At 65.0% G+C, this 13,096-nt stretch carries 12 protein-coding genes; 8 read left to right on the top strand and 4 right to left on the bottom strand.

Annotation, left to right across the window (positions count from 1 at the left end; all coding sequences use genetic code 11):
* Positions 1–9: 9 nt before the first annotated feature.
* Both HWY45_RS29390 and HWY45_RS29385 read right to left on the bottom strand, forming a co-directional pair.
* Complete coding sequence (locus HWY45_RS29390; protein ID WP_059882618.1) at positions 10–549, bottom strand: hypothetical protein; 540 nt, start codon at positions 547–549, stop codon at positions 10–12.
* 79 nt (positions 550–628) lie between these two features.
* A complete protein-coding gene (locus HWY45_RS29385; RefSeq protein WP_059802487.1) occupies positions 629–934 on the bottom strand; it encodes an H-NS histone family protein in 306 nt (101 codons plus the stop codon).
* A gap of 639 nt (positions 935–1,573) precedes the next feature.
* Here HWY45_RS29385 and queF point away from each other — a divergent pair.
* On the top strand, positions 1,574–2,404 hold the full coding sequence (gene queF, locus HWY45_RS29380) for an NADPH-dependent 7-cyano-7-deazaguanine reductase QueF (protein WP_059882620.1): 831 nt from the start codon (positions 1,574–1,576) through the stop codon (positions 2,402–2,404).
* A 68-nt stretch (positions 2,405–2,472) separates the two neighbouring features.
* A complete protein-coding gene (locus HWY45_RS29375; RefSeq protein WP_230941821.1) occupies positions 2,473–3,381 on the top strand; it encodes a queuosine precursor transporter in 909 nt (302 codons plus the stop codon).
* Here HWY45_RS29375 and HWY45_RS29370 read toward each other — a convergent pair.
* Positions 3,371–3,976 carry a LexA family protein gene (locus HWY45_RS29370; RefSeq protein WP_059802483.1) on the bottom strand — a complete coding sequence of 202 codons (606 nt, stop codon included), beginning with the start codon at positions 3,974–3,976 and terminating at the stop codon, positions 3,371–3,373. The genes HWY45_RS29375 and HWY45_RS29370 overlap by 11 nt on opposite strands.
* 217 nt (positions 3,977–4,193) lie before the next feature.
* Here HWY45_RS29370 and HWY45_RS29365 point away from each other — a divergent pair, with 217 nt between their 5' ends.
* The gene (locus HWY45_RS29365) at positions 4,194–4,604 is read left to right on the top strand and encodes a hypothetical protein (RefSeq protein WP_150999037.1); all 411 of its coding nucleotides are present in this window, start codon (positions 4,194–4,196) and stop codon (positions 4,602–4,604) included.
* A gap of 41 nt (positions 4,605–4,645) precedes the next feature.
* Positions 4,646–5,722: a LysR substrate-binding domain-containing protein gene (locus HWY45_RS29360; protein WP_230941820.1), complete on the top strand. Its 1,077-nt coding sequence runs from the start codon at positions 4,646–4,648 to the stop codon at positions 5,720–5,722.
* A gap of 9 nt (positions 5,723–5,731) precedes the next feature.
* Here HWY45_RS29360 and HWY45_RS29355 read toward each other — a convergent pair whose 3' ends face one another.
* Positions 5,732–6,661 (bottom strand): LysR family transcriptional regulator, encoded by a 930-nt coding sequence (locus HWY45_RS29355; protein ID WP_081069796.1) that lies wholly within the window; start codon positions 6,659–6,661, stop codon positions 5,732–5,734.
* 389 nt (positions 6,662–7,050) lie between these two features.
* Between HWY45_RS29355 and HWY45_RS29350 the strand changes: the two genes are divergently transcribed.
* The 4 genes from HWY45_RS29350 (at position 7,051) to HWY45_RS29335 (ending at position 13,034) form a co-directional block, all read left to right on the top strand.
* Complete coding sequence (locus HWY45_RS29350; RefSeq protein ID WP_059882624.1) at positions 7,051–8,916, top strand: FAD/NAD(P)-binding protein; 1,866 nt, start codon at positions 7,051–7,053, stop codon at positions 8,914–8,916.
* Between the two features lie 14 nt (positions 8,917–8,930).
* Positions 8,931–9,755: an alpha/beta fold hydrolase gene (locus HWY45_RS29345; protein WP_059882626.1), complete on the top strand. Its 825-nt coding sequence runs from the start codon at positions 8,931–8,933 to the stop codon at positions 9,753–9,755.
* An 18-nt stretch (positions 9,756–9,773) separates the two neighbouring features.
* Positions 9,774–11,102 carry a hypothetical protein gene (locus tag HWY45_RS29340; RefSeq protein ID WP_059565277.1) on the top strand — a complete coding sequence of 443 codons (1,329 nt, stop codon included), beginning with the start codon at positions 9,774–9,776 and terminating at the stop codon, positions 11,100–11,102.
* 72 nt (positions 11,103–11,174) lie between these two features.
* Positions 11,175–13,034 carry an NAD(P)/FAD-dependent oxidoreductase gene (locus tag HWY45_RS29335; RefSeq protein WP_170304046.1) on the top strand — a complete coding sequence of 620 codons (1,860 nt, stop codon included), beginning with the start codon at positions 11,175–11,177 and terminating at the stop codon, positions 13,032–13,034.
* Positions 13,035–13,096: the final 62 nt, after the last annotated feature.

Here is a 13,096-nt window from a genome sequence, read left to right as displayed (position 1 = left end):
CGCTTTGGCTTAGTCCGGGCCACGGACGTTTTCGCGACGCGAGAGCACCGGCCGGCGCTTCTCGGCCGCCAGCGTGAATTCAAGCAGATCCCTGGCATGCAGGTGCGCTTCGTTGGCAAGGTGTGCATGCCGCCGGACCTCGTCCAGTTGCGCATCGGCGCGCCCGGGCGCGTGGCCCCCGAGCGCCGACCGGGCGGCGCTTGCGTGATCGTGGGCCCGCGTCGCATGTTCACGCGCCTTTCGGGCGCGCTCGCGGATCTGCTGTTTTCTGGACCGGATGCTCGGAAAATCGGCGGATGCACGGTGCGAGCCGCCGTCGGCCAGCCGTTCGAGCGCGGTGGCACATGCATCCGCGCCACGCGCGTCGAGCGTGGCGAACCGGGCCGTCTCCGTCGCGCGCTCGTGCGGGCAGCCCGGCACAGCGTCGACGCGGCGCCGCGCCGCGGCGGGCCCGGGCGTGTCCTTGCCGTCTCTGCGCGCGAGCCGGGCCGATGCTATTGCGAGCAGGATTACCGTACCGGCGACACCAATCAGAATGGTCGTCCACATTGCATGGGTGCGGCGAATGAAATGGTGGCCAGGGCAGCCGCCGGACGTCGCGCGGATCACGCGCCGCGCCGGAGCACGATCAGCTCGACGGGCCGATCAGGAACTGTTCTCGACTGCGCCCGGTGATCCAGAGCGGCTCGCGGCCACGGCCGCTCCAGGTCGCCCCGGTCTGCGGATCGCGATACTTCGGCTGCACCACGCCGCGCCTCGGGCTGCGGCGCGGCCGACGGGGCCGGTCGCCGAACAGGTCCCGGGGTGTCAGGTCGTAGCGGGCGATCTCCTCCCTGATCCGGGAGACGGCGGCTCGTTTCTCTTCCAGACGAACCGATTCGGCCTGTGCCTGAAGCCTTTCAATTTGGGCCTGGAGTTCTCGATAAGTCGTCACGATGTTCTCTTTGCGGTGTGTAAAGGCGCAAGTGCAGCTACGTCGCAATTGAGCCGGCGACGCGAAATGGACTGGAGGCGATGCCCGGCGCGACATCGAAATGACAAGCGCGCCGTGCGAGATCGTTCGCCAGGCCGCCGGTTCCGAAGCGGATCAAATGCTGGGGCGTGGTGAACGGCTCATGCGGCGAATGCCCGGGTGCCCGATCCGGTCGGCTGAATTGCCGGCGCGTTTCGCGTTTCCTGTCTCGGTCGGAATGCGAACGCCGGCAATTCTGAATTCGTATGGGTGTTGCAAGAATGCAATACATATCTTAACGGGGTTAATATGGATGAACCCGTGACTGATTAAAACTGGTAGATATGACAGGCTCGCTGCGGAAGGTTGAGTGGGATGTCGCTATTTATTCTTTCGGTGCCGCTGGCGCGGTTGCATCGATTGCTTTGGTTTAAATTGAACGCGCATTGAATCGCGCATGTTCCTGCGTCACCTGGCGAGGTCGTTTTGTCAGGTTTGTAAAAGGAAGCCTGCGGTATGATGCCGAAGTTTTCGACATGAATTTGAATCAAGCCTTCGCGCGATTAAAAATGCGCCGAGCCGTTCAAAAAATCAAAATTCCGGAATCAAGCATTTCAAAAAATGAATACCATATCCAACCAGGGCGCCATGGAGCTGGGCAAGCAATCCAAATACGAGTCGATTTACAACCCCGAGAAGCTCTATGCGATCCCGCGCACGATCAAGCGCGAGGAGATCGGCATCACGGGCGCGCTGCCGTTTTTCGGCGTCGACGTCTGGAACCACTACGAAGTGTCCTGGCTGACGCCGCGCGGCGTGCCGCGCGTCGCCATCGCGACGATCGTCGTGCCGTGCGCGTCGGCGAACGTGATCGAGTCGAAGTCGATGAAGCTGTATTTCAACACCTTCAACAACACGACGTTCGCGGATCACGCGGAAGTCGAGCGCATCGCCGCACGCGATCTGTCGCACTGCGCCGGCGCGCCCGTTTCCGTCACGCTCGAGCCGCTCGAACGTGCCGCCGCGCTGCGGATCGGCGCGCCGGCCGGCACGTCGATCGACGACGAGGACATCGATATCGGCACGTTCAGCGTCGATCGCCAGCTTCTGGCCACGCATGACGAGCAGGTCAGCGAAACGCTGTACTCGAACCTGCTGAAATCGAACTGCCTCGTGACGGGGCAGCCCGACTGGGGCACCGTGGAGATTGCGTACGAAGGGCGGCGCATCGATCGCGCGGCGCTGCTCCGGTACGTCGTGTCGTTCCGCAATCACGAGGAATTCCACGAGCAGTGCGTCGAGCGGATCTTCAAGGACATCCAGGATCAATGCGCGCCGACGCGCCTGACCGTCGCGGCACGCTATACGCGCCGGGGCGGCCTCGACATCAATCCGGTGCGCAGCAGCGTGCCCGTGCACGACGCGCCGAATACGCGCCTGGTCCGGCAATGACCGCGCGCCGCGAGCCGATCGTGGAGGCGGCTTCTCACGAAATCGAAGCCGTCATCGAGCCGTCGGCCATGAACGACGAGCTGCTGGTGCTGGTGCGGGTGCGCGATTCCGGCACCACGTTCAAGATGTCGCCGCGCGAGCTGAACAAGAAGTCGTGGCTCGACAAGTTCTCGCGCGAGGACGTCGCGCACATCGGCTTCCTCAATGCGGCGACGTACACGGACCAGCTCGTCCCGCTGTCGTACTTCCCGACGCGCCAGCATCAGCTGACGCCTGCCGTGCTGCTGCTGTCGCTGCTCTATGCGGGCTTCCTGATGCTGTCGAACGTGACGGGCGCGCGCGTGATCGCGGTCAGCCTCGATTGGCCGCCGCTGTTCGATGCGGTCACCTTCGGCATTCCGGCCGCGCTGGTCGCGTTTCCGATGACTTACGCGTTCAGCACGATCATCACCGAAGTCTACGGATACCGGGTCAGCCGGATGGTGATCTGGGGCGGGCTTGCCGTGAACCTGATGTTCATCATCGGCACCTGGCTGCTGTCGCTGCCGCCGGGCCTGCCGAGCTGGGAAGCGCAGAACCCGACGCTCGCGGCGGCATACCCGGCGCTCGCGCTCGAGTTCGCGCGAACCTTCGTCGCGTCGACGGTCGCGTACTTCTGCGGGGAGTTCATCAACACGACGTTCCTCGCGAAGCTCAAGATCGCGAGCGCGGGCCGCCATCTGTGGGCGCGCATCGTGTCGAGCACCGGTGTCGCGATCGTGATCGACAGCGCGCTGTTCTGCATGATCCTGTTCTGGGGCAGGCTGCCGGACAACGTCGTGCTGACGATGATCGGCATCCAGATCGCCGTCAAGCTGACCTACGAACTCGTGCTGCTGCCGGTCGTCACGACGGCGTCCCGGCGCCTGAAGCAAGTGGACCAGATCGACTACTACGACTATCACACGAACTTCAATCCGTTCTCGTTCAAGGATTGATCAGGCGCGACTCGGTCACGACGCCGAGCACCGTGACGCTCTCGCTCGACGCATTGACCGTGTCGGCGGGCGAGGGCCGGGTGTCCTTGAGCCAGGCGACTTCGCCGTCGCGGATCACGCGGCGCAGCGTCGGCTCGCCGCCGTCGATCACGGCGATCACCACCTGCGCGTCGCGCAAGGCGGTGCACGGCTCGACGATCACGATCGAGCCTTCGCGAAAGCGCGGCGCCATCGACGGTTTCGTGCGCGCCGCAAACGTGCCGGGCCGCCGCGGCGTATCGACGGTCAGCCAGCGCGTGTTGCGGGCAAGGTCGTATTGCCCGCGCGCATAGCCGAGCATCTCGTCCCAGCCGAGAATCGGGATCGGGTAGACGCGCTCGCTCTGCAGCAGGTAGCCGACGCTCGATCCGAGCGCGTCGGCGATCGCCAGCACGGTGCTGATGCGCGGATCTTCCGTCGACATCGACAGCACGCGGCTCAGCGTCGCGGGCGAGATGCCGGTCTTGCGCGCGAGGTCGGCGTCGGTGAGGCCTTGCTGCTGCATCAGCGCGCGGATTCTCGCGACCATCCCGACCAGCCGCTGGCTCATTTCCATGGTGCGTGTGCGTTGCGCCCGGCATGCGTGCGCCCGCTGCGGGCCGGGCTGTTGCGTCGTGCGCGTCGTGCCGCAGGCGACCTGCGCGGCAGGCGCATGCCGGATGCAAGTGTCATCTTCATTGGGAGGCCCGTCGCGCAATCATTCGCGACATCAGAGCAAAAGGAATGATCGTACCCTGATGGGCGATCGAAATGCACGACGGAGAATTCGACGCATGGCTTTCCATTGGGCGGGCGGCATGTCTTCAAGACTCCGAATGATATGCGCAATCGTCTCCGGTCATGAGTCGGGATCGTGCGGTGCGAAGCCGATGGAGGGCGATGGCCTTTGTCGCGTCTCCGTTGCCATCCGATCGCCCGACGACTGTGATCTCACTGGGCATATCGTGCTTGACCGCGCCGGGCAGCGTGGTTGTTTGTATTTCTTTTCCCTTTCAAAAAGAGACCTTTTGTTAACATACTTCGCTATCATGTCGGCGAAGACTGAGTTCGATACCGCGAACGAGAAAAAAATCATGAGAGACGTTTCAACCGAGCCGGCCGTCGTGCCGGCAAGTGTGCGACAGCGCCGCGAGGGCAGGCGCCGCACGCGCACCTACCGACCCGCATCGGCTGACGGCGCCTGAGCGTCCGTCCGATCCCATGTGTCGCGGGCGGCGGCGCGGGCGTGCAGCCTGCGTACGTCGCGGCCCTTTCCGTTGTCGACCAGCAGCCGGTCGGCCTATCGAGCCGATCCGGTAACGGCGGCGCGCGGGCGCCCGTGCGCCGAACCATGAAGCCGGCTCGCTTTCGGCCGATCGGCACGGGCAATCCAGAACACGACAGCCAATACGTCATTGGCAAGCAGAAGTGGCGAGGGACCAGGATGGATTTGCAGGCGTTGAAGATATTCAAGGCCGTCGCAGACGAGGGCGGCATCGCTCGCGCGGCTACCGTGTTGAACTGTGTTCAGTCCAATGTCTCGACGCGGCTGCGGCAGCTCGAGGCGCAGCTGGGCATCGCGCTGTTCTATCGCGTCAACGGGCGGCTCGTCATCACGAATGAAGGATCGCAGCTGCTCGGCTACGCGGAGCGGATACTGCAACTGGCGGACGAGGCACGCTCGATCGTGAAGGGCGGCGGCGAACCCGCCGGCAAGCTTCGCATCGGCGCGACGGAGGCGACTGCGGCCGCGCGCCTGCCGCGCATGCTGGCCGGCTTCCATCAGCGCTATCCGAAGGTCGACATGTCGATCGAGACCGGCTCGATCGAACAGATCACGCGCGCGGTCATCGGTCATCGTCTCGACGTCGCGCTCGTGCCCGCGCCGGTCGTATCCGACGAACTGGCCGATGAAGCGGCGTTCGACGAGGAGCTGCTGCTGATCACCGCGCACAGTCACCCGGCCGTCACGTCGGCCTCAGATCTCCGGGACTGCAGCTTCCTCGCGTTCCGCTCGGACGGTTCCCATCGGGCGCGCTTCGAGCGCTGGCTGGAGGGCGAGGGGCTCAAGCCGAGGATCGTGCTGGAATTCGGCGCGCTCGAGGTCATCATCGCGTGCGTCGGCGCGGGCATGGGCGTATCGCTGATGCCGAGATCACTGATCGAGCGGCGGGACTTGACGAATGTCATCAAGTGCCACGCCATGCTTCCGGATGTCGCGAGGAATCAGGTGCGTTTCGTGTGGCGCAAGGACATCGCGCAGCACAGCGCGCGGGACGCCTTCATTCGCAACCTCAAGGGGCACGAGTTGCGGGCGTCGTAGCGTACGGGCCTACAGGTCGCACGTGTCGCAGACGTCGACGGCCGGCGCCGTCTGCGCGAGCGCTGCCGACGGGGCGGGGCGGCCGACGAAGCTCTCCGCGAGCTGGCGGTGATTGGCATGATGCCGGCTGTCGGCGCGCCAGATCATCGTGGTCCTGACGAGCGCGTACGGTTCCGGCAACGGGTGGCACTGGATCTGATCGGTGAAGCCGAGATTCCCGACGACGGCAGCCGGCATGATCGCCGCGCCGAGTCCCACCGCGACGCAGCCGACGATCGCCTCCGATGAGTCGAATTCCAGCATGCGGGTCAGCGGCACGCCGCCTTCGGCCAGCCAGCGCTGCAGCCGGTTGCGGTATGCGCATCCTTCTCGAAAGCCGATGATCATCGTATTGGCCAGATCCTTCGGATTGCGAATCACGGGATGGCGGCGATCGGTCAGCAGCACCAGTTCCTCCGCATCGAGTTCGATCTGGTGAAGCGCGTCATGCGAACCGGGGCCGACGATGAAGCCGACGTCGAGCGCCTGGTCGAGTACGTCGCGCACGATGCTGTCGGATGTCGCCACGTTGACGCGCAGTTGTATCTCGGGATGCTGGCGATGAAATTCGGTCAGTGCGCGCGGCAGATGCAGCGTCGCGGTCGCCACGGTCGCGCCGATGCGCAACTCCGTGCAGGGCTGGTCGGTGCCCTTCATCACCTGCCGGGCCTCGTCGGCCAGTTCCAGCAGCCGAGCCGCATAGCCGTGAAGCACCACGCCGCGCGGCGTCACCGTCAGTCGCTTGCCGACGCGGTCGAACAGGCGCGTGCCGAGCATGTCCTCCAGTTGCCTGATGCGTGTCGAAACGTTCGACTGAACACAGTGCAGCCGCTCGGCCGCGCGCGCCACGCCTCCCTCGTCGACCACCGTCTTGAAAATCTGCAATGCCCTCAGATCCATTCGTTTCGCCCCCGCAATCGGCCCAATCCAGTCGTCGACCTGAAACTCGCCCAATAAGAGAATTTCTCTTTATTCGGGTAGTTTCATTGCTTTGAAATCTGCGGGCAACTGTTTCTTAAAAAGCGAACGGAATATCAAAAATATAAATTATCCCGCTCGTTCGTCAGTAAATAGAATTTGCCTGGTGATTGATGTCGAGGCGGATTTTTCTAATTCGATGCCGGTCGCGCAGTAATCGAGGGCTGATTGATTCCAGGGTTTCGACGCGCCCGGAGGGGCGTCGGAACGGGATGAGCGGCGCTGCCGAGAGGCAGGCGTCCGGGGAGATTTTGTCCTTCGATTATTGAATCCGATTGTGGTGTATCTGATTAAATAATTCGGGAACGAATATGAAGAGAATTAGTGTCGTCATTGTCGGCATGGGTCAGCGCGGGCTGACGCTCCTTGAACGATTGCACGCAGTGCTGTCGGAACGCGAACTGGATGTCGGCATCGATCTGCATCTGATCGACCCGTCCACGCCGGGCCAGGGAATTCACGAATGGAGCCAGCCGGAACATTTGCTGGTGAACACCATTGCCGCGCAGATCACGATGTACTGCGACGAGTCCGTCACGGATGCCGGCCCGGTGCTGCCGGGGCCGTCCTTCCTTGAATGGGCGCTCGATCGCGGCTACAAGAAGCTCGACGGTCGTTACATCGTGTCGGACGAGGGCGAGCCGGTGGACGAGAACACCTATCTGCCGCGCGCCGTGCTGGGCGAATACCTCACGTGGGTGTACGACCGTCTGATCGACAGCCTGCCGGATTACGTGAACGTGATCAATCACCGGCGCAACGCGGTGGACATCGTGCCGATCGATTCGAACCGGATCGAAGTGCACCTCGAGGGCGGTTTCCGGATCGATGCGAATTACGTATTCCTGACGATGGGGCACAGCCTCGGCGGCAAGGACGGGTTCGACCGGAAGTTCGACAACTGGGTCGAGCAAGGCAAGGCGGGCAACAGCCATCTGGCTTACTTCAAGTCCCCTTATCCGATCACGTCGCTCAATTCGATCAGTTCGCAGGCGCGCGTCGCGATTTGCGGCACCGGCCTGACGGCGGCGGACGCCATTTCGGCGTTGACGATCGGGCTCGGCGGCCGCTTCGAGAAGGTGTCGTTCGACCGCTATCGCTATGTGGCCTGCGGACGCGAGCCGAAGATCACCGTGTTTTCGCGCCAAGGCCTGCCGGCGGGAGGGCGGGCCGTGAACCAGAAAGGCACCTACGGCCAGTACAAGGCGAAATTCTTCACGCGCGATTTCGTCGACGTATGTCGGGCGAAGAACCTGGCCGAGCGCGGCAACGCGCAACTCGATTTCGATCGCGACCTGTGGCCGACGCTGAGAAAGGAAATGGCTTACGTGTACTCGAGCTCCGTGTCGGGCGTGTGGGCGGATCCGGCGAGCTACGAGATCGAGCCGGAGATCGGCGCGGCGGTCGACCTGTTGATGGTGCCCGCCGCGCATCTCGAGTTCGTCGACCAGGACGCGTACCGCAAGTACGTCCGCAGCCACCTGACCGAGGACATCGCGGACTGCTTCGCCGGCAACGTCGACAATCCGCGCAAGGCGGCGGCCGACATCCTGCGCGACATCCGCGACAACATCCGGCACGCGGTCGACTACTGCCGGCTGACGCCGGAATCGCACCGCCGCTTCCTGTCGTACTGGTGTTCGATCAGCAACCGCATCGCAAGCGGGCCGCCGAAGGAGCGGAACATGGAAATGCTCGCGCTGATCGACGCAGGCGTGCTGTCCTTTTTCGGTCCGAAGCCGGATCTCGGCTACGACGAGCAGCACCATTGCTTCACGCTGTCGACCGATCGTTTCGCCGAGCCGGTGCAGGAGGCGTTCGACGTGCTGATCCGCGCGAAGGTCGACCTCTTCGAACCCGAAGCGAGCCCGTCGCCGCTGGTTCGGAACATGCTCGCGTCCGGCGTCATCACGCCGTTCGAAAACGGCGCCTTCAAGCCGAGCGGCATCGAGATCACGCAGGGCGTCAACGTGATCAACCGCGCAGGCGACGTGATCCCGAACCTGTGGGCGCTCGGCTATGTGGTGGAAGGCGCGCACTTCTATACGTACGTGCTGCCGCGCCCGTTTTCGAATTCGCGCGGGCTGCAGGATGCGGGCCATGCCTGCATCGCGATGGCGAACGACATCGAGGCGCGCTGCCAGGCGGAGCAGCCGCTGGCAGCCGAAACCGCATGACAGGAGACCGAACCATGAATCGTCGAAACTTCAACCAGGGGGCGCTCGGCCTCGCGCTGGGCGCGTTCGCGGCCCGGCAGGTCAACGCGCAGGACGCGGCGGCCAGGACGCCGGAGAAATCGCAGTCGAAGGCGAAGACGTTCGTGCTCGTGCACGGCGCGTGGTATGGGGGCTGGTGCTGGAAGAAGGTCGCGAAGGAGCTGCGCGCGGCCGGGCATTACGTGTCCACGCCGACGTGCCCGGGCGTGGGCGAAGCCAAGCACCTGCTGTCGAAGGACATCACGCTCACCACCCACATCACGAGCATCGTGAATCACATCCAGTACGAAGGGCTGAGCGACGTGGTTCTCGTGGGCAGCGGCTTTTCCGGGCTCATCATCAGCGGCGTGGCCGACCGGATTCCGCACACGCTCAGGACGCTCGTCTATCTCGATGCGCTCGTGGTGCCGAACGGCGTGTCCGCATTCGACGCGCAGCCGGCGGAAATCACCCGCAAGCGGCTCGAGCAGGTGGCCCGCGAAGGCAACGGCATCGCGATTCCGCCGCCGCCGCTCAGCACCTACGACATCGTCGCGGAGGAGGACAAGGCGTGGGTCGGGTCGTTGCTGACGCCGCATCCGGTCGGTCCTTACCAGGAGAAGTTCCACCTGAAGAACCCGATCGGAAACGGCGTGCCGCGCATCTATGTCGACTGCGTCGCACACTCGTTCGCGCCGCTCGCGAAGCTCAAGAAGGACATTCGCGCGCAGCCGGGCTGGATCTGGCGAGAACTGGACGCGCGGCACGATCCGATGGTGACCGAACCTCACCTGCTCAACGAATTTCTGCAATCCATCTGAAACGATAAGGAGAACATCATGTTGAACGGATGGCAGAAAGTCAGCGCGCTGATACTGAGCTCGCTGCTGCTGCTGGCGGCGATCGCGTTTTCCGCGGCGCTTCCCAAGCTGGCGTCGAGCGTCGGCGTGATCGTCTGCATCCCGCTCGCGATCCTCTGCATGTCGAAGGAGAGCCGCAAGAAGCAGACGCTCTGGTATGCGGCGGGCATCTTCGTGATTTGCGTGCCGCTCGTCGGGAACGCGCTCGATGCGCCGCAGCTGCTGGCGGCGATGGGGCGTTTCTCGCCGGTGATGGCGCTGCTCGTGGGCGTGTCGCTGTTCCGGCACAGCCTGACGCGCTCGGGGCTCGCCGCGCTCGTCAGCAGCCGGCTCATCACGCCGCCCGCCGGCGCGCGGAACTCGGTGCGCGTCGCGCTCGCGACGATGGCGCTCACGCTGTTCACGAGCCAGGGGGCGATCTCGATGATGGGCGCCGTCTGCGGGCCGCAGGTGAAGAACCGGCTCGGCATCGCGCGGATCACGATGCGCGCGCTGTGCGCATCGATGTTCGTCCTGCCGACGACGGTCGCGTCGGCGTCGATCGCGGCGGCGATCCCGCATCTGGACACCGCCGCGGTGCTGTTGCTCGGCATGCCGCTGGCGCTGTTCGTCGTCGCGGGGGCGATGACGCCGCATCTCGAGCTCGACGACGGTCCGGGCAAGGCGCGCGAGGTCGACAAGCTCAAGCCGATCGTGCTCGCGGCGATGGTGACGGCGTTCGGCGTGATCTGCTACGTGGCGACGAACAAGCTGACCTGGTCGTTCGCGTTCGCGATGGTGTCCGGCTACGCATTCGAGCTGTTGGTGCTGTCGGGCGGCAAGGCCGCGCAGACGCTGGCGAAGGAAGCGCCGAAGAGCATCGACGGGATCGCGCCGGAGCTGCTGCTGCTCGCGGCGTCGAGCCTGCTGATCTTCACGATCCAGCACATCGATCTCGCCGCGTACCTGCCGCAGGCCGCGCGCGCGCCGCTCGCCAATCCCTATGCGATCGGCGTGCTGCTGATCGGCGTGCTGCCGGCGATCACGATGCTCGGCGTGCACCCGATGATCCTGTTCGGCATCTTCTTCCCGCTCGTGGATGCGACCGCGCTCGGGCCGACGTACGTCCAGTATCTCGCCTGGACGTCGATGTTCGTGATGTCGAACCTGCTGTCGCCCGTGTCGATCTGCTCGATCCTCGCCGCGACGAGCCTGCAGATGTCGAGCCGCGACACCAGTTTCGTATCGAACTGGCGCTTCTGCGCGCTCGGCATGGCGATCGCCTATGTCTACGTGCTCGCGCTGCTGAAGTTCCTGCCGCACGGCTGACGCCCGCGCGCGAACGTTCCGGATGCGCGGCGCGCATCCATGACCCTTACCGACACTCCATCGGACACCACCATGAAGATACTGTTGCTAGATTTGCTGAGTCAGCCGCTTCAGGATTCGCTGCTTGCGGACAACGTGGTCTACCGCCCGGATCTGCTGAACAAGAGCCAGGACATGCTGGCGCGCACGCTGATCGAGGGGGAGATCGACGCGCTGATCTCGAGCGAGCCGGTTCCCCGGAAAGCGATCGACGAATGGGCGGCGGCGCGCGCATCGACGGTCTACGTCGTGCGTGTCGTGATTCCCGATCCGAACGCGCACGACCTGCTCGACTACGCGCCGTCGGGCGAGATCGAGGCGGGCCGCAGCGTGACGCTGCAGGCGGTCGGAAAATCCCTCGGCGACGCGTACGTGAATGCATTCGACCTGCTCGAAGGCCGCTGGGTCAAGCAGGCGCTGCGCAGCCGCTTCGCCGTCGACGAAGCCGCGCTGCCCGACGTCGTTGCCGGCCGCACGAAAGTGCTGCTGGTCGGCGCGGGGCTCGTCAATCTCGTGACGGGTTACCGGCTGCAGCAAGAGGGCTATGCGGTGCATTTCGTCGATGCGCGGCCGGATCCCGGCGCGGCCCGCGCGTGGACGGCATACGGATGCAGCCACGGCGGCGACGACGCACGCATGTTCACGCTGTCGGAGATGGACAACTACAACGACCGGCAGGTCTCGCTGACGATGAACAGCCTGTTCCGGCGCAGCGTGACGGAGCTCGGCTGGAACGTCCACTGGCAGGAGACGCTGTCCGACGGCGAACTGCGCTGGGTCCGGGAGTTCGAGGGCATTCCGGTCTGGCTGGCCGACAAGTACAACGAGGACATCTTCGCGCTGTCGCGCGCGAGCCATCCGAAATGGACCCGCTGGATCGACGACGATCCGGATTTGTTCACGGCCGCGCTGATGCGCGAGGGCATCCTGCGGCTCTACTCGGACAAGACGCAGTTCGCGGCCGCGGTGCGGCGGCAGAACCGCATCGGCGCGACCCGGCACGTGCTCACGCCGCAGGAGGTTGCGCAGCAGCATCCGGCGCTTGCCGATGCGGTGCGCGGCGGCCATGTCGCGGGCGGCGTCCATGTCGTCGGCTTCACGGTCAATTCGCACAAGTTCGTCCGCGAACTGCTGCGGCGCCTGCGTGCGGGCGGCGCGGAGTTCACGTGGGAGCGCAGCGTGCAGAGCCTCGAGCGGGATGCGCAGGCACGGGTGTGCGGCGTGCGGATCGACGGTGACGTGCTGGAGGCCGATCACTACGTGCTGTCGACCGGCGCGTACGGCGATGCGCTGCTGAGCGGCACCGAGACGAAGGGCAAGATCCACGGCGTGCTCGGCGCGTGGCTGCGCATTCCGAATCTCGAGCCCGACCTGCGCCACTCGCTGAAGCTGGCGCGCAAGGGGCACATCACCGAGGACGCGAACATCACCGTCGCGACGGATGAGCACGGCCGGCCGATCCTCGTGATCGGCTCGGGATACGGCCATACCGGCGTCGATCCGCGCAACGTCGACCTCGCGCAGCTGCGGCAGATCTACGAGGGGCTCGTCGACACGGCCGCCAAGTACTTTCCCGCGTCGTACCGCGCGGCGGCCGAGGCCGGCAACCTGCGGGACAGCTTCAAGTACTGCGTGCGCCCGTGGACGTCGTCGGGCCTCGGCGTGTTCGAGATCCTGCCGGGCGCGAACGGCGGCCGCTGCGTGATCACGGGCGGGCACAACACCGGCGGATTCGCGCAGGCGCCCGAGATCGCGCAGGCGGTGTTCGACGCCGTCGAGCGCCGCGAGCATCCGATGCATTTCGCCTACCACCCGAACCGGCCGGGCGTGTTCCTCGGCGCGTCGGCGCCGCTGCCGCAGACGCTCGCGCATCCGGAAGCCGTGCTCGGCTGACGGACGGGGCGCGCGGGCGGTTTCCCCGGCCGGCCCGCGCGCCGTTTCATTCATTCCATCGA

This window comes from Burkholderia stagnalis, from assembly GCF_902830275.1.
GTDB lineage: Bacteria > Pseudomonadota > Gammaproteobacteria > Burkholderiales > Burkholderiaceae > Burkholderia > Burkholderia stagnalis.
This window is presented reverse-complemented; position numbering and strand designations above follow the sequence as displayed.

Excerpts from the sequence above, each read along its gene's own strand:
- HWY45_RS29390 (WP_059882618.1), bottom strand. The coding sequence starts at position 549 with ATGTGGACGACCATTCTGATTGGTGTCGCCGGTACGGTAATCCTGCTC.
- HWY45_RS29335 (WP_170304046.1), top strand. The coding sequence starts at position 11,175 with ATGAAGATACTGTTGCTAGATTTGCTGAGTCAGCCGCTTCAGGATTCG.
- HWY45_RS29345 (WP_059882626.1), top strand. The coding sequence starts at position 8,931 with ATGAATCGTCGAAACTTCAACCAGGGGGCGCTCGGCCTCGCGCTGGGC.
- HWY45_RS29350 (WP_059882624.1), top strand. The coding sequence starts at position 7,051 with ATGAAGAGAATTAGTGTCGTCATTGTCGGCATGGGTCAGCGCGGGCTG.
- HWY45_RS29340 (WP_059565277.1), top strand. The coding sequence starts at position 9,774 with ATGTTGAACGGATGGCAGAAAGTCAGCGCGCTGATACTGAGCTCGCTG.
- HWY45_RS29355 (WP_081069796.1), bottom strand. The coding sequence starts at position 6,661 with ATGGATCTGAGGGCATTGCAGATTTTCAAGACGGTGGTCGACGAGGGA.
- queF (WP_059882620.1), top strand. The coding sequence starts at position 1,574 with ATGAATACCATATCCAACCAGGGCGCCATGGAGCTGGGCAAGCAATCC.
- HWY45_RS29370 (WP_059802483.1), bottom strand. The coding sequence starts at position 3,976 with ATGGAAATGAGCCAGCGGCTGGTCGGGATGGTCGCGAGAATCCGCGCG.
- HWY45_RS29365 (WP_150999037.1), top strand. The coding sequence starts at position 4,194 with ATGGCTTTCCATTGGGCGGGCGGCATGTCTTCAAGACTCCGAATGATA.
- HWY45_RS29375 (WP_230941821.1), top strand. The coding sequence starts at position 2,473 with ATGAACGACGAGCTGCTGGTGCTGGTGCGGGTGCGCGATTCCGGCACC.